13 protein-coding genes and 2 pseudogenes are annotated in these 14,076 nt (G+C 63.2%); 7 read left to right on the forward strand and 8 right to left on the reverse strand.

Annotated elements, in window-relative coordinates:
• The first annotated feature begins 13 nt into the window (after positions 1–13).
• Positions 14–415: a GFA family protein gene (locus EN807_RS14030; RefSeq protein ID WP_065008687.1), complete on the forward strand. Its 402-nt coding sequence runs from the start codon at positions 14–16 to the stop codon at positions 413–415.
• Between the two features lie 194 nt (positions 416–609).
• Here EN807_RS14030 and EN807_RS14035 read toward each other — a convergent pair whose 3' ends face one another.
• Both EN807_RS14035 and EN807_RS14040 read right to left on the reverse strand, forming a co-directional pair.
• Complete coding sequence (locus EN807_RS14035; RefSeq protein WP_135935337.1) at positions 610–1,476, reverse strand: alpha/beta hydrolase; 867 nt, start codon at positions 1,474–1,476, stop codon at positions 610–612.
• A complete protein-coding gene (locus tag EN807_RS14040; RefSeq protein WP_135935338.1) occupies positions 1,473–2,075 on the reverse strand; it encodes a TetR/AcrR family transcriptional regulator in 603 nt (200 codons plus the stop codon). Before EN807_RS14040 ends, EN807_RS14035 begins: the two co-directional genes overlap by 4 nt.
• A gap of 106 nt (positions 2,076–2,181) precedes the next feature.
• Here EN807_RS14040 and EN807_RS14045 point away from each other — a divergent pair, with 106 nt between their 5' ends.
• Positions 2,182–3,183 (forward strand): NADP-dependent oxidoreductase, encoded by a 1,002-nt coding sequence (locus EN807_RS14045; protein WP_135935339.1) that lies wholly within the window; start codon positions 2,182–2,184, stop codon positions 3,181–3,183.
• Between the two features lie 123 nt (positions 3,184–3,306).
• On the opposite strand, the gene EN807_RS14050 is transcribed toward EN807_RS14045, so the two are convergent.
• Positions 3,307–4,230, reverse strand: a complete 924-nt coding sequence (locus EN807_RS14050; RefSeq protein ID WP_135935340.1) for a LysR family transcriptional regulator — start codon at positions 4,228–4,230, stop codon at positions 3,307–3,309.
• Positions 4,231–4,323: 93 nt separating this feature from the next.
• Between EN807_RS14050 and EN807_RS14055 the strand changes: the two genes are divergently transcribed.
• Positions 4,324–5,154, forward strand: a complete 831-nt coding sequence (locus EN807_RS14055) for an NAD(P)H-dependent oxidoreductase (protein ID WP_135935341.1) — start codon at positions 4,324–4,326, stop codon at positions 5,152–5,154.
• A gap of 38 nt (positions 5,155–5,192) precedes the next feature.
• Here EN807_RS14055 and EN807_RS14060 read toward each other — a convergent pair whose 3' ends face one another.
• The 3 genes from EN807_RS14060 to EN807_RS14070 all read right to left on the reverse strand — a co-directional run bounded on the left by EN807_RS14060 (position 5,193) and on the right by EN807_RS14070 (position 9,286).
• On the reverse strand, positions 5,193–5,930 hold the full coding sequence (locus tag EN807_RS14060; RefSeq protein ID WP_135935342.1) for a 3-keto-5-aminohexanoate cleavage protein: 738 nt from the start codon (positions 5,928–5,930) through the stop codon (positions 5,193–5,195).
• Positions 5,931–6,042: 112 nt separating this feature from the next.
• On the reverse strand, positions 6,043–7,398 hold the full coding sequence (locus tag EN807_RS14065; RefSeq protein WP_135935343.1) for a sigma-54 dependent transcriptional regulator: 1,356 nt from the start codon (positions 7,396–7,398) through the stop codon (positions 6,043–6,045).
• A gap of 13 nt (positions 7,399–7,411) precedes the next feature.
• Positions 7,412–9,286, reverse strand: a complete 1,875-nt coding sequence (locus EN807_RS14070; RefSeq protein ID WP_135935344.1) for an ATP-binding protein — start codon at positions 9,284–9,286, stop codon at positions 7,412–7,414.
• Positions 9,287–9,512: 226 nt separating this feature from the next.
• Between EN807_RS14070 and EN807_RS14075 the strand changes: the two genes are divergently transcribed.
• Positions 9,513–10,856: a dicarboxylate/amino acid:cation symporter gene (locus tag EN807_RS14075; RefSeq protein WP_135935345.1), complete on the forward strand. Its 1,344-nt coding sequence runs from the start codon at positions 9,513–9,515 to the stop codon at positions 10,854–10,856.
• Positions 10,857–11,254: 398 nt separating this feature from the next.
• Here EN807_RS14075 and EN807_RS14080 read toward each other — a convergent pair.
• A pseudogene (locus tag EN807_RS14080) lies at positions 11,255–11,343 on the reverse strand (glutathione S-transferase family protein); the annotation flags it as partial.
• A gap of 282 nt (positions 11,344–11,625) precedes the next feature.
• Positions 11,626–12,057 carry a UvrD-helicase domain-containing protein gene (locus EN807_RS14085; RefSeq protein WP_246684090.1) on the reverse strand — a complete coding sequence of 144 codons (432 nt, stop codon included), beginning with the start codon at positions 12,055–12,057 and terminating at the stop codon, positions 11,626–11,628.
• Between EN807_RS14085 and EN807_RS14090 the strand changes: the two genes are divergently transcribed.
• The 3 genes and pseudogenes from EN807_RS14090 to EN807_RS14100 form a co-directional block, all read left to right on the forward strand.
• The gene (locus EN807_RS14090) at positions 11,996–12,295 is read left to right on the forward strand and encodes a HigA family addiction module antitoxin (RefSeq protein WP_135935874.1); all 300 of its coding nucleotides are present in this window, start codon (positions 11,996–11,998) and stop codon (positions 12,293–12,295) included. The two genes, EN807_RS14085 and EN807_RS14090, sit on opposite strands and share 62 nt — an antisense overlap.
• A 373-nt stretch (positions 12,296–12,668) precedes the next feature.
• Entirely contained in the window at positions 12,669–13,733 is a 1,065-nt protein-coding gene (locus EN807_RS14095; RefSeq protein ID WP_135935346.1) for a glycosyltransferase family 2 protein, read from the forward strand.
• A gap of 149 nt (positions 13,734–13,882) precedes the next feature.
• Positions 13,883–14,076 (forward strand): annotated as a pseudogene (locus EN807_RS14100) (addiction module antidote protein, HigA family); the annotation flags it as partial.

Genomic DNA, 14,076 nt, shown 5'->3' on the forward strand with positions numbered 1-14,076 from the left:
AAAGGAGCCAGCCATGGTGACGCGCCGCGCCGAATGTTCCTGCGGTCAGCTGTCCGCCACCTGTTCGGGCGAGCCGGTACGCGTCTCCGTCTGCCATTGCCTGGCCTGCAAGCGGCGCACGGGCAGCGCGTTCAGCTTCAACGCGCGGTTTGCGGAGAATGGTGTGTCGATCCAAGGACGAGCGGCGGAATTCACGCGCGTTGGTGACGAGGGCGGCCGTGTCATCTACAGCTTCTGCCCGAATTGCGGCACCACCGTCCATTATCGGATCGATGTCCAACCCGGTCTGATTGCCATTCCGGTGGGCGCTTTCGCCGACCCATCGTTCCCGCCGCCCTTCCTGTCCTTCTATCACGACAGCCGGCGCTGCCAGTGGGTCGAGGTCCGCACTGAGCCTCTGGCGACGTTCAGTTGAAGACGCCGGCCACGGCTGACGTTTCAGGGCAAAATCCAATCTCTCTGAGCGTTCATTCAACCTTGCATTTGCAGGTGACAGCTAGTCCTCACCCGATGGATCGGACCAGCGGGCCGCCGCTAAAGCGACGTGCGTCCACTTGGACGCACAAAGTACGCTCCAGCACTTTCGAATCTGCGCATCGTGCTTTTGCGCTAGGCCTCAAGGAAGTCCAGGGCCTTTTCCACGAAGGCGCCGTGATACTGGAAAATGGCCGTATGCCCGCCGTCCTCGTACAGGACCAGCTCGGCATTGGAAAAGCGCCGTGCCATGTCGACGGAATTGCTGGTGGGCACCATTCTGTCGTGATCGCCGTTCACCACGAGGACCGGGTGCCGGATACGCGATAGGTCGGCAGGGCGATCCTTGCCAAACGCACGGACTGCTTTGAGCTGCTGGTTGAAGGCGCCGAGCGCGATGGGCTTGTCGCGGTCATTGGTCCGTTCCTTCAATCGCTGCAGAAACTCGCGCGCCGCCTTCTTGCCGTTGGGGCTTTGGGTGAAGAAGAGGTAGTTCTTTGGGTCCTTGATGGTCAGCGCGGCGCGGATCATGTCGAACATGGTGACGAACGTCACCCTGTCGATGCCGGTACCACCGGCTGGGCCGGTTCCCGCCAGGATGATCTTGCGAACCAGATCAGGCTCCAGCTGAACAATCACCTGGGCGATGAAGCCGCCAAGAGATAGGCCGAGCAGATCGACCTGCTCGAAGCCGAGGGCCCGGATGAAGGCGATCGCGTCGCGGGCCATCGCCTTCACAGTGTTGGGAGTGGACCCGCCTGACGCGCCAACACCACGGTTATCGAAGGTAATAACTCGCCGTTTTGCGGCAATACCATCGACGACCCGGGGATCCCAATTGTCGAGAACCGCACTCAGATGGGTAAGAAAGATCACGGGGATCCCGGTCAGGGGTCCGAGCTCCCGGTAGGCGAATTTCGTACCGCCGACGTCGACTGTTTTCGTCGGCACGTCCCTGTGTTTGATGATCGCGGCAGGTCGCGATAGCTGATCCACGTTCATGATGGTTTCCTTTCTTCTGGCTTGTCGTTCTCGCGGGGCTGGAGCAGCGCTTTCGCCGCTATCGCGCCAGCCTCAAGAATGCGATCGGACAGTTCGGTTCCGTTCACCGCGCGGGACAGCTCAAGCGCGCCGATCAGGGTCGCAAAGACGCCGAACGCGACACCTTCGGGGTCGCGGGCGTCGGGCGTAAGTTCGGCCGCCACCTGGCGTACCAGCTTGAGCAGGTGTTCGGCGTAGACTTGCCGCGTCTCGGCCGGCTCACGCGCAATTTCGGGCAGCAGCGCGGCTGAAGCGCAACCTTTGCCTGGATTGTCGCGGTGTTCCGCCGACAGATACGCGTCGATGGCCATTGACAGGCCGCCGGCGGCCAATAGCTCCTGAATCTGGGTCGCCTGAACCTCCAAGGCCGCCGCCACACTCTCACGCACAAGCGCCGCCTTCGACGGAAAATGGGGATAGAAAGCTCCATTGGTCAGTCCCACCTCGCCCATGATGCCGGCGAGACCTGATGCAGCGATGCCGTCGGAGCGAAACCGTTCGGTCGCCACATCCATGATCCGCTGCCGCGATGCGTCTTTCCTGCCCTTCTCGTAACGCACGTTTTTCTCCTTCGATCAGCTATTGCATTACAATCATAATATCATTAAATGATCGTAATGCAATAGGGACGCGTCACTCCGGTCTCCTCAATTTGGGAAAGCTGCAATGAAGGCCTTCATCGTCGATCGATACGCAAAGAACGCTCCCCTGCTGCTTGGAGAGGTTCCAGAGCCGGAAGTAGGGGAGAATGACGTGCTGGTGCAGATCCATGCGGCCAGCCTCAATCTGCTGGACTCCAAGATCAGGGACGGAGAATTCAAACTCATCCTGCCCTATCGCCCGCCCTTCGTTGCAGGCCATGACGTGGCCGGAACGGTCATTCGCGTCGGCTCGAAAGTCCGACAGTTCAAACCGGGCGACGAGGTCTATGCGCGACCGCGCGACGGTCGGATCGGGGCTTTCGCCGAGTACATCGCCATTAATGATGCGGACGTCGCGCTAAAACCGAAGAACCTCAGCATGGAAGAGGCTGCGTCCATTCCCTTGGTGGGGCTGACCGCTTGGCAGGCGCTGGTCGAAAGGGCGAAGCTGAAGAAAGGACAGAAGGTCTTCATTCAGGCCGGCTCAGGCGGCGTGGGAACATTGGCCATTCAATTGGCAAAGCACCTCGGCGCGACGGTCGCCACGACAACAAGCGCCTCCAACATGGATATGGTCAGGGATCTGGGCGCCGATGTCATCATCGACTACAAGAAGGACGACTTCGAGGAAGTCCTTTCGGGCTTCGACGTCGTCCTGAACAGCCAGGACAACAAGACCCTCGAAAAGTCCCTGCGTGTGTTGAAGCCAGGTGGCGTCGCCGTTTCGATTTCCGGTCCGCCCGATCCCGAGTTTGCCAGGGAGAAGGGTCTGAGCATGGTGCTGAACTTGGTCATGCGCCTTTTGAGCGCCGGCATCAGGAGGCGGGCCAAACGCGCAGATGTCCGATATTCGTTCCTGTTCATGGCAGCCAATGGGGCGCAGTTGACCAAGATCACGTCTCTCATCGAGTCGGGCGTCATCCGCCCGGTCATAGATCGCGTCTTCCCGCTTGAGCAGATCAATGAGGCCTTGGCCTACATTGAGCAGGGCCGCGCCAAGGGCAAGGTTGTCATCAAGGTCAAATAGCTTTGCAATGTTCAGGCGGCGAACCTTCGCTTTCGGCAATCCTAATGCCGCAGGATCTTGCTCAGGAAGGCGCGGCTGCGGTCGGTCTGAGGTTGGTGCCGCGGCCGACCGAGGGCAAGCCGACTAACGCGGCCTGTCGATCCCCGGAATGCCGCCGATTCGCTCGGCAAGAAAGTCGACCAGCAGCCGGACCCGAGCAATGCCCGCGCGCTCCGGGACGATCAGCATGCTCAGCGGTACGGGAGGTGGCGAATAGCCCGGCAGGATCACTTCCAGCCGGCCGGCCGCCAGGAGATCGTCGACAAGCCAGCGATGGGCAGGTGCGATACCGCGCCCGGCGACGAGCGCTTCGCGCGCGGCAAGCCCATGGTCGACCCGAAATCGGCCGCCAAAAGGCACCGCGTGGCGTTCACCGCCTGGCCCCTGCAGGGCGAGCGTGTCGCTTCCTGCGATGTTCGACATCCGGATGCCTTCATGGCCAGGCAGATCCCGCGGGACAGCCGGTCTGCCCCGCGCCGCCAGATAAGCCGGCGCCGCCACCAGCAGACGCCGGGACTGCCCGAGCGCCCGCAGTTTCATCGAGCTGTCGGTGAGCGGACCGAGGCGGAGCGCGATGTCGACGCCCTCCCGCACAAGGTCGATGCGTTCGTCGGTGAGGCTGAGATCGATTCCGATGTCTGGATAGCGGTCCTGGAAGGCGAAGATCAGGCAGCTGACGTGCAAGATCCCAAGCGCCGCCGTGCAGGATATCCGGATCGTGCCGGCCGACGCGCCGCGCGTGCCCCGCGCTTCATCGCCGGCCAGCTCAACGAGGCGCAGGATCTGAACGCTGTCGGCATAGTAATGGCTGCCTTCATCGGTCATCGTGACACGCCGGGTGGTCCTGCTGAGCAAGGGCACGCCGACGGCGTCCTCGAGCTCCCGCAGATGCCGTGTGACCGTCGACTGCCCAACTCCGAGCTCGCGCGCCACCGCCGAGAGGCTGCCGCGCTCGGCGACCCGAACGAAAGTGCGCATGCGCTCGAGGGTCACATCGGATCTATCCATTATTCGGCATAATCTTATGCATTGTCTAGATATAGCGGATCACCCCGGGGCTGGCTACCTTCAGCGTTCATTGTCCTTCTTCGGAGTTGACCCATGAAAGTCCTGCTTGTTTTTGCTCATCCTGAACCGCGTTCGCTCAACGGCGCACTGCGTGACGTCGCCATCAGGGAACTCGAGGCCCAGGGCCACGAGGTGCGGGTGTCTGACCTCTATGCCGATGGCTGGAAATCCGAGGTGGACCGTGCCGACTTTCCGTCGTGGCCGACCGAAGAACGCTTCCTGCCGGCTGGGGCGTCCAAAAAAGCTTTTGCGACCAACACTCTGACCGGTGACGTCAAAGCCGAAATCGACAAGCTGCTGTGGGCCGACACGCTGATCCTCCAGTTCCCGCTGTGGTGGTACGCCATGCCGGCGATCCTCAAGGGCTGGGTCGACCGGGTGTACGCCTACGGCTTCGCCTATGGTGTCGGCGAGCATAGCGACAAGCGATGGGGTGATCGCTTTGGTGAGGGAACGCTCGCCGGCAAGCGCGCCATGCTGATCGTGACCACCGGTGGCTGGGAAGAGCATTACTCCGCCCGCGGCGTCAACGGCCCGATCGACGACCTGCTGTTCCCGATCAATCACGGGATCCTTTACTATCCGGGCTACGACGTGCTTCCGCCGTTCGTGGTCTACAGAGTGGATCGTTTCGGCGAGGCCGATTTCGAGCCTGTCGCGGATCGGCTGCGCGAAACGATGCGGACGCTCGAGACAATCCGGCCCATTCCCTATCGGCAGCAGAATGGCGGGGACTATCACATCCCGAGCATGCAGCTCCGCCCCGAACTGGGCGATCCGGGCGCCGCGGGCTTTGCGCTCCACGAGGACCGCGCCGGCGTCAAATCGGCGACGTCGCGTTCGACTTTGCGGGACGTGGCCTGACGCAGGATCCCAAAAAGATCGGGCAAGGCGCCCGAAACCTATGAGATGAAACAGCGACCGGCCCGGAAGATCGCAACGGCAGCAGCCGTCAGTGCGGCATTGCCCGATGCCGTAGTGCCGTCCGGAAGCTGCTTGCCGTCCTCCAGCCCGACACGCGTCGACCAGTTGCGCTCCGCCGCTCGGTGCACGAATGGCCACACCGTGACATCGGCGCCGTGCAGCAAGACTGCGCGACGCATCCCGGCGCGGTCGAGCACCGTCGCGATGCCGTCGCTGACTTCCCATGCAGCATCCAGCGACTGCTCGGAAATCTCGATCAGGATGCGCAGCACCTGGCTGCCGTGATCGATGCTCACCAGACGCTCGGCATCGGTGACGGAGGCGAGCCCGGCCTCAATGCCGATGCCGCGCTGCCGCAGCCGCTCCATGACCTCGGGCGCGGCCTTCTCGCTCAGATTGACCGAGGCATAATCAGGCAGCTCGCTCCAGCCGGCGATCGCGGCCAGCGTCCGCTCGTCGTCGTTCTCGATCCAGGCGCCGGTGGAGACACCGATCAGCGTTCCCGGGCAGGCGCGGCGGAGGGCAAGGATAGTGCGGTCGATCGCCTCAGGAGCGAGGCTTTCCCGGCCGTCGAGCCCGCGCGCATGGACATGCAGCTCGGCCGCACCGGCAGCGACGCAGGCCGCGCCGTCACGCGCCATGGCTCCGGGGTCAAGCGGCAGTTGCGGATGAAAATCGGCGTTGCGCGCGCCATTGATGCAGGTCTGGACAATCATGGGTCAGCCCGGGTGAATGCCTGCAAGTCTAGCGCATGATCGCGAAGATCGGAATCGGCGTTCGGAGCAAGGCCCCGAAAGGGTCGCCGACGCTTGCCGGCCTGTCGGCCCTTTACCTGGAAAACTCGCTGCGCACGATGCCGTGGCGCTGGAGCTTATCGTAGAAAGTCTTACGCGGAATCCCCAGCGCTTCGATCGTGCGCCTGACGTCGCCCTCGTTGCGGCCAAGCGTCTCGCGGATGATGTCGGCCTCGTAGCGCTCCAGCCGCTCCGGCAGCTTCATGTCGGCATCCGGCCGGGCTGGGCCAGGGGATGGCGCTCCAGCGTCTTCTTCCAATCCAAGCACAAACCGCTCGGCGAAATGCGCCAGCTCGCGCACATTGCCCGGCCAGTCATGCTCCCTGAGATGGCGGTGCACCGAGGCCGGCAACGCCGGCACCGGACGCCGAAAGCGGGCGGCGGCGCGCTCGGCGAAGTAGAAGAACAGCAGGGCGACGTCGTCGCGGCGCTCGCGCAGCGGCGGGATGGAGATCGTCACCACGTTGAGCCGGTAGTAGAGATCCTCGCGGAACGTGCCGCGCTGGCGCGGATCGCCGAGATCGACCTTGGCGGCCGCAACCACGCGCATGTCGACGGGCCGCAACTCGTTGGTGCCGAGCGGCGTGACCTCGCGCATCTCCAGCACGCGCAGCATATGCACCTGTGTCGAGACCGGCATGCTTTCGATCTCGTCGAGGAACAGCGTGCCGCCGCTGGCGTGCTCGATGCGGCCGATCCGCTTCTTCTGCGCGCCGGTGAAGGCGCCGGCCTCATGGCCGAACAACTCGCTCTCGATGACCGTTTCCGGCAGCGTGCCGCAATTCAGCGCAACGAAATTGCCCCTGGCGCGGCGGCTCCAGCGATGCAAGAGGCTTGCCACCACCTCCTTGCCGGAGCCGGTCTCGCCGGTCACCAGCACGTCGACATCGGTGTCGGCGATCTGGCGCAGGGTGCGGCGCAGCCTTTCCATCGCCGGCGTCTGGCCGATCAGCGGCAGGCCGTCCTGCGCTTCTCCGGCCGCTTCGCGCAAGGCGCGGTTCTCCATCACTAGACGGCGCTTTTCCGCCGCGCGGCGCACGCTCTGCACCAGCCGGTCGGCGGCGAAGGGTTTGGTGATGAAGTCGTAAACGCCGTCCTTGATCGCCTTCACGGCAACCGCGATGTCGCCATGCCCGGTGACGAGGATGACCGGAATGTCCGCGTCCAGCCGCAGGACGCGATCGAAAAGCAGCAAGCCGTCGATCTCAGGCATCCGGATATCCGACACCACCACGCCGGCAAAGCCGGCGTCGAGCCTGGCCAGCGCCTCGGCCGCCACCGAAAAAGCCGATACCGAAAAGCCGGCAAGCTCAAGCGTCTGCGCGGTGGCCCTGAGGAGATCGCTGTCGTCATCGATCAGGATCACCGGCGCTGCGTCGTCGTTGGTCATGCTGCCTTTGCCACTACACTGCTTTCAAGAGATGGATGGTGAAGCGGGTGCCGCGATGGTCGCTCGAAACCTCGATGCGTCCGGCATAATCGGCGACGATATCCTTCGAGATGACGAGGCCAAGGCCGAGGCCCTTTTCCTTGGATGTGTTGAACGGCGTGAACAGCGATCTTAGGATTGCGGGCGGAATGCCCGGTCCGTTGTCGAACACGCCGACCGTCACGCCGTCCGCCGTCTCGTCGACCGAAACCCGCACATGAGCGTCGTCGCGGCCTTCCAACGCCTCGAGCGCGTTCTGGAAGAGGTTGATCAGCACCTGTTCGAGACGGACCCGGTTGCCCATGACCTTGAGGCTCGGCGGCGGCAGGTCGATTGCCAGTGCGTCGAGCCGGCCGGCAAAGCGGCTTCTCAACAGCACCACGGCGCCTTCGATGACGCCGCGCAATTCGACAGGCTCGGCGGCGGTGCGACCCTTGCGGGCAAAGGCCTTCAATTCTTCGGTAATGGTGCCGATGCGTTCGGTAAGTGCTGCGATGGCGCCGAGATTTTCCTCGACCGGCGAAGTCTGCTTGCGGTCGAGGAAGACGCGGGCGTTGTCGGCATAGGCGCGTATAGTGGCGACCGGCTGGTTGATCTCGTGGGCGACGCCGGCGGCGACCTGGCCGAGGATGGCGAGGCGGTTGGCCTGGACCAGATCCTGCTGCACCACCTGCAGCTTGGCTTCCGTGCTGCGATGGCCCGATATTTCGGCCTGCAGCCGATCGCGGGCGCGGCTCAGATCCTCGGTCCGTTCGATCACGCGACGTTCGAGCTCGGTGCGCGCCGCCTGTTCGGCGGCGATCCGCATTTGCCCCGACTGCCGCCGCCACAACAGATACGCAGCAAGGCCGAGCAACGGGACAATGACGCCGAGTGCAAGGAGCCGCATTTCGCGGACCGCGGCGGCGATCGGCGCTTCGGCCGGGACGAGATAGTCGAGCCGCCAGGGAGTCGAAGGGACCGGCGTTGAAAGCCTGAGATATTCCGCCTCGTTGCCGCCGGGCGTCACCGCATGGATGATCGACACGTCCGGGCTGAGCGCCTGCGGGCGCGTGATCGGCAATGGCATCAGCGGTGCGTCGCCGAACTGCTGGCTGTTCTGAATGGCGGCAAGATCAGGCCCGGCAAGCCGCCCGGTCGTCATGAAGCGCCAGGACGGCACGCTGGTGATCAGGACGACGCCATTCTCGTCGCTGACATAGGCCGGGCGGTTCGCCTCGTGCCAGTCGGCCTCGAGCTGGTCGAACTCCGCCTTGACGACAACGACGCCGAGCGGTGCGGCATCATCGCCGACGCGGCGCGAGATGTAGAGACCGGGGCGTTTGCTGACATTACCGAGCGCGAAGTATTCGGCAGTTCCGGCCCGCATCGCGCCGGAGAAATAATCGCGAAATCGGTAGTCGTTGCCGACGAAGCTGATCGGCTCGCGCCAGTTGCTGGAGGCGATCGCCAGCCCGTCGTTGCCGATGACATAGAGCACCGAAGCCTTGGTGCCTGAGACCAGCCCTTCAAGCTTGCGGTTCAGCACATCGACCGCAGCAGCACTTTTCTGTGCCAGCGCGTCGCGCACCTGCTGGTCCTCCGACAAAAGCAGGGGCAGGGCGCGCGGGCTCTCCAGCACGGCGCGCAGCAGCGCGACCTTCAAATTGGCATCGGTGCGGCCTTGCGCCGCCAGTGCCCCAACCTCCGTGGTGCGGCCATAGAGACCGGCGCCGTAAAGTGCGGCCGTGGCGATCGCAAGGGCGATGGCCGCAAACAGCAGCCAGGCACGGCGCGCCCGCTTGCGGAGTTGCTCGGGCGTCGACGATTCGGGCTTTGAAAACGGGGCAGCGGCGGGGCGTTGCAGCATCAGCCATTTGTGCATGTTTTCGCACAAAGCACAATTCGGCTATGCGAATACCCGCACGTTCGATGTGCGAAACGAAACCTCGAGTTCGACAATACTCAATAAAATCAATGACAAATTCTCTTCCACGCAGTCTGGCACGGCAGTTGCAAACACGAATTCAGCGGTCGCGAGGCTGCTGGGGGTCAATGCAATTGCTCCGGGAGGTCGAGCTTTCGATCGGAGCACAATGGAGGACGTCATGCAGACAGCATTCGCTGCCGCCGAGCCGCGCGGCAAACTTCCCTTCTACCGGCATCTCTATGTGCAGGTGCTGGCGGCGATCGCCGCCGGCGTGCTTCTAGGCCATTTCTATCCCGAAACCGGTGAGGCGATGAAGCCGTTCGGCGACGCCTTCATCAAGCTGGTGAAGATGGTGATCGCGCCGGTGATCTTCCTGACGGTGGCGACCGGCATCGCCGGCGTTGCCGACCTGCAGAAGATCGGCCGCGTCGCCGGCAAGGCGATGATCTATTTCCTGGTGTTCTCGACGCTGGCGCTTGTCGTCGGTCTCGTCGTCTCCAATGTCGTCCAGCCCGGCGCCGGCATGCATATCAATCCGGCCACGCTCGACGCCACAAAGGTGACGGCCTACGCCGAGAAGGCGCACGACACCAGCATCGTCGGCTTCCTGATGAACATCATTCCCGACACGATCACCGGCGCTTTCGCAAAGGGCGACATCCTGCAGGTGCTGTTCTTTTCGGTGCTGTTCGGGCTCGCCCTGGCACTGGTCGGCGACCGCGGCCGCCCGGTCGTCGATTTCCTGCAGGCATTGACCACGCCGATCTTCCGCCTCGTTGCCATCCTGATGAAGGCCGCGCCGATCGGCGCCTTCGGCGCCATGGCCTTCACCATCGGCAAATACGGCATCGGCTCGATCGCCAACCTCGCCATGCTGATCGGCACATTCTACCTGACCGCGCTGCTGTTCGTGCTGGTGGTGCTTGGCGCGGTCGCCCGCTACAACGGCTTCTCGATCCTGGCGCTGATCCGCTATATCAAGGAAGAGCTGCTGCTGGTGCTCGGCACCTCGTCCTCGGAAGCGGCACTGCCCGGCCTGATGGCCAAGATGGAGCGCGCCGGCTGCAACCGCTCGGTGGTCGGCCTGGTCGTTCCGACCGGCTATTCCTTCAACCTCGACGGCACCAACATCTACATGACGCTGGCCGCGCTGTTCATCGCGCAGGCGACAGACACGCCGCTCACCTTCGGCGACCAGGTCCTGCTGCTCGCCGTCGCCATGCTGAGCTCCAAGGGTGCCGCCGGCATCACAGGCGCCGGCTTCATCACCCTCGCCGCGACGCTCTCGGTCGTACCCACGGTGCCGGTCGCCGGCATGGCGCTGATCCTCGGCGTCGACCGCTTCATGTCGGAATGCCGGGCGCTGACCAACTTCGTCGGCAATGCGGTGGCGACCGTGGTCGTGGCGCGTTGGGAAGGCGAACTCGACCAGACCAAGTTCGCTGCCGCGATGGCTGGCGACTTGCCGGAGGAAGCTGACCTGTCGGTGCCAGGGCTGCAGGCCGCCTGATTGTTCAGGCTGCATGGTCATATCCCGGAGCCGGCCCGCCGCCGGCTTCGGGACAAAGCGCCGGCCTTCTAAGCCGATGGTTGGAATCCTGCCCGGCGCGCCATTCCACCGGCAAGGATTCGAACTCGTATGGCGGAAGGGCCTACCGATTCCTGCGAACGTCTGTTTCGCCCAAAACTGGTCAGTCGGTTGTCTGGAGCGATCCGAAGGAAATTCGCCGAAATTGGACGCTAATCTGGTCAATGAGCGTTCGGCCTTAAATCCAAACCGAACGTTCCCGGACGTGAGAGTGTAGTTATCCAGCCATCCAATTGCACCTGGGAGCCGAACAAAGCGGACAATCATCAAGCACGATCATGCCCGATTGGTGGTCAAGAGCCGCCGGGCTCTTTGCAGTCGCGCGCACAGGCATTCGCATCGTCGGGCAGTAGGCCCGCATACTCCGCAATATGGAATACGATCGCCCCGACTCGAATAGGGCGAGATCGTTTAGGCCAACTTAGTCGTCGCTGCCGGTCAAATGTTCCTTCAATGTACGATTTCTGATGTTCCACTTACCTATTAAATAGTCGAAATCGTATTTCGACGAAGTCTCGCTCGCCGTAATTGCAAGTTTCCCATCCGATGAAATAGAGAACGCGCGCATGCATGTACCTCTTTTGGGACGACTTCACCGCCCGGACATCAGTGGCTGTTGCACGGAGTGCATTTCGGATCGCAGCGCCCGTTGTACATGACCCGAGGGACATCTTCTCGGCCACGCCGACTTCTATGCCCGCAAACGTCTATGCCCGCAAACGCGCAAACCGAAGATCCGTTCCGCGACCGACAAGAAGCCGACAAGCCCTAGAACGCTTGGCGGTGGTGACGCGGTCGACCAAGCCCTTAGTGAAGGCGTCAAAGGTGTGCGAGACGAAGCGGCCCGCCAACTCGGGCGGACACCGCCGCACACGCCTGCGAGATTGTCGGCCGCGTCGCTCTTGAACGAAATGGCGAGGACCTGATAGGGCGACGGACAAGCACCCGTCTCGAGCAGATAAACCGCACGCTGCGCCAAGAACTCGGTCTTGCCGGCGCCTGGCCCGGCGACGACACAGACGCAGCCGGCCTGCCGGAGCGCTCGCCAAGCCTCGGGATGGATCGCTGCCCGTCCCACCCTGGAGCGCTGCCCCTCCCACCCCGGAGCGCTGCTTGACGACATTATCCCGGCGACCGGAAAGACCAAGGTGGAAATCGCCAACCTGCTCGGAATCTCGCGCCAGCAGCTTTACGACATCATCCGCGAGAAGAAGCCGGTGTCGCCGGCTGTCGCCGCTCGCCTTGGCAAGATGTTCGGCGACGGCGCCGCGAACTGGCTCAGGATGCAGGCCGCTCACGATGCCTGGCATGCGGAGCGCGAAGTGGACGTCAGCGCCGTCCCAAGGCTACATGCCGCCTGAAACGCTATAGATTTGCGGCCCTGTCTTCGGCGCGGGGCTTGTTCCAGCCGTATTTGAAGGTCAGTATCCGCCATGCCTTCAAGGTGTCCGTCCGCTTCGATCCCGACCTGATCGCGACCGAAGGCGAGACTTTTCCGTCGGGCTCGGTTGCGACCGGCCGAAACGTCGGAGCTTTTGCTGGCGCCGCCCACTACCTTGACCAAGGCGGCAGCCCTCGAAGGCATGGCGGCCTCAGTACGAAGTCGCAAGAGACGTGACCCGTCTCCTGACGAAGGCGCAGGCTTTCCTCTCAGGAACTCGTCGCGCTTGAAGAGGGGGCAGGCCCGTGAGCGGGCTTTTGCCGAAACCAAAGCAAGATGCGAGGTCAAACGCGATGCAGTCTTTACCGAGGATTCCGGTATCCATCATCATCCCGAACTACAATTACGCGCGTTTCCTCAAACGCAGCATCGACAGCGCCCTTGAGCAGGACTACGCGGACGTCGAAGTCATCGTCGTCGACGACGCGTCGCAGGACAATTCCACGACAATCATGGAATCCTATCGCGACGAGATCGTCGCATGCCCGCGAGTGCAAAATGGCGGGCATGCCGCCGCGTTCAACACCGGCTTTGCGGCAAGCTCGGGCAAGATCGTCCTGTTCCTCGACGCCGACGACTATCTCTATCCGACCGCTGTTTCCACGATCGTCGACAACTGGGATGCGGCAACGGCCCAGGTGCAGTCCAGGCTGCATATCGTCGACGAGCGGCAACGCATCAAGGACGTCTTTCCGCCGCCCGAACTGCCGTTCGACAGCGGCGACGTCATGCCGAAACTCCTGCACAAGGGCCGCTACCAGACAACCGTCACCAGCGGGCTGGCCTTTGACCGCACAACCCTGGAATCGATCATGCCGATTCCAGAGCCGGAGTTCCGCCAGGGCGCCGACGGCTATCTTGCAACGCTGGCGCCCATGTACGGGCACGTCCAGTCCATTGAGGAATGCGTCGGCGCCTACCGGATCCACGGCGCCAACCATTCGGTCTTCGGTGAAAAGCTCGCCGAGCGGGCGCGCTGGAGGGTAACCCACGATTTCCGCCGCATGCAGGCGCTGTCGGATCAAGCCTCCGGGATCGGCTTAACAATCGCGCCGTCGGAGGCTGTCCGCCATGATCCGGTCCATCTGGAAGAGCGGCTGGCGTCGCTGTGCGCAGACAGACGCCGGCATCCCGTGGCCAATGATTCCCGGCTGGCGCTCGGGGCGGCGGGCGCCGTCGCCAGCCTCGAAATGACGGCGTCCCTGCGGCGGCGCGCCGTCCTTGCCGCCTGGTTCCTGTCAGTCGGGGTGTTGCCACGGAAAATGGCAACGGCGGTGCTGTCGTGGAAGCTCGACGCATCGTCTAGACCGGCATTCCTTAGCCGTCTGTCCAAGGCAATCCGCCACGCCATGGGATAGTGGGTAGCCGCGACATAGCTCTGCCAGGTAGTCGGCCCGATCCGGCCGAGCGCCCAACCGTCATCGGGTGCGAATATCGCCTCTGACAGGCTCAGACCGGTTCTGAGGCGAACAGTACCATTAAGGCGGCCAGATGGAGAAGTCGATTTATGAGCGTGTATAAGCCAAAGCGTCCGATGGAGCGCTGCCCCTCCCACCCCGGAGAGCTGCTTGACGACATTATCCCGGCGACCGGAAAGACCAAGGTGGAAATCGCCAACCTGCTCGGAATCTCGCGCCAGCAGCTTTACGACATCATCCGCGAGAAGAAGCCGGTGTCGCCGGCTGTCGCCGCTCGCCTTGG

It is taken from the genome of Mesorhizobium sp. M5C.F.Ca.ET.164.01.1.1 (assembly GCF_004792125.1).
Taxonomy (GTDB): Bacteria; Pseudomonadota; Alphaproteobacteria; order Rhizobiales; family Rhizobiaceae; genus Mesorhizobium; species Mesorhizobium wenxiniae.

What these genes read in the sequence shown, in the direction of transcription:
- EN807_RS14055 (WP_135935341.1), top strand. Translation starts at nt 4,324, where the DNA reads ATGAAAGTCCTGCTTGTTTTTGCTCATCCTGAACCGCGTTCGCTCAAC.
- EN807_RS14075 (WP_135935345.1), top strand. Translation starts at nt 9,513, where the DNA reads ATGGAGGACGTCATGCAGACAGCATTCGCTGCCGCCGAGCCGCGCGGC.
- EN807_RS14065 (WP_135935343.1), bottom strand. Translation starts at nt 7,398, where the DNA reads ATGACCAACGACGACGCAGCGCCGGTGATCCTGATCGATGACGACAGC.
- EN807_RS14095 (WP_135935346.1), top strand. Translation starts at nt 12,669, where the DNA reads ATGCAGTCTTTACCGAGGATTCCGGTATCCATCATCATCCCGAACTAC.
- EN807_RS14050 (WP_135935340.1), bottom strand. Translation starts at nt 4,230, where the DNA reads ATGGATAGATCCGATGTGACCCTCGAGCGCATGCGCACTTTCGTTCGG.
- EN807_RS14030 (WP_065008687.1), top strand. Translation starts at nt 14, where the DNA reads ATGGTGACGCGCCGCGCCGAATGTTCCTGCGGTCAGCTGTCCGCCACC.
- EN807_RS14085 (WP_246684090.1), bottom strand. Translation starts at nt 12,057, where the DNA reads ATGTCGTCAAGCAGCGCTCCGGGGTGGGAGGGGCAGCGCTCCAGGGTG.
- EN807_RS14045 (WP_135935339.1), top strand. Translation starts at nt 2,182, where the DNA reads ATGAAGGCCTTCATCGTCGATCGATACGCAAAGAACGCTCCCCTGCTG.
- EN807_RS14060 (WP_135935342.1), bottom strand. Translation starts at nt 5,930, where the DNA reads ATGATTGTCCAGACCTGCATCAATGGCGCGCGCAACGCCGATTTTCAT.
- EN807_RS14035 (WP_135935337.1), bottom strand. Translation starts at nt 1,476, where the DNA reads ATGAACGTGGATCAGCTATCGCGACCTGCCGCGATCATCAAACACAGG.
- EN807_RS14070 (WP_135935344.1), bottom strand. Translation starts at nt 9,286, where the DNA reads ATGCTGCAACGCCCCGCCGCTGCCCCGTTTTCAAAGCCCGAATCGTCG.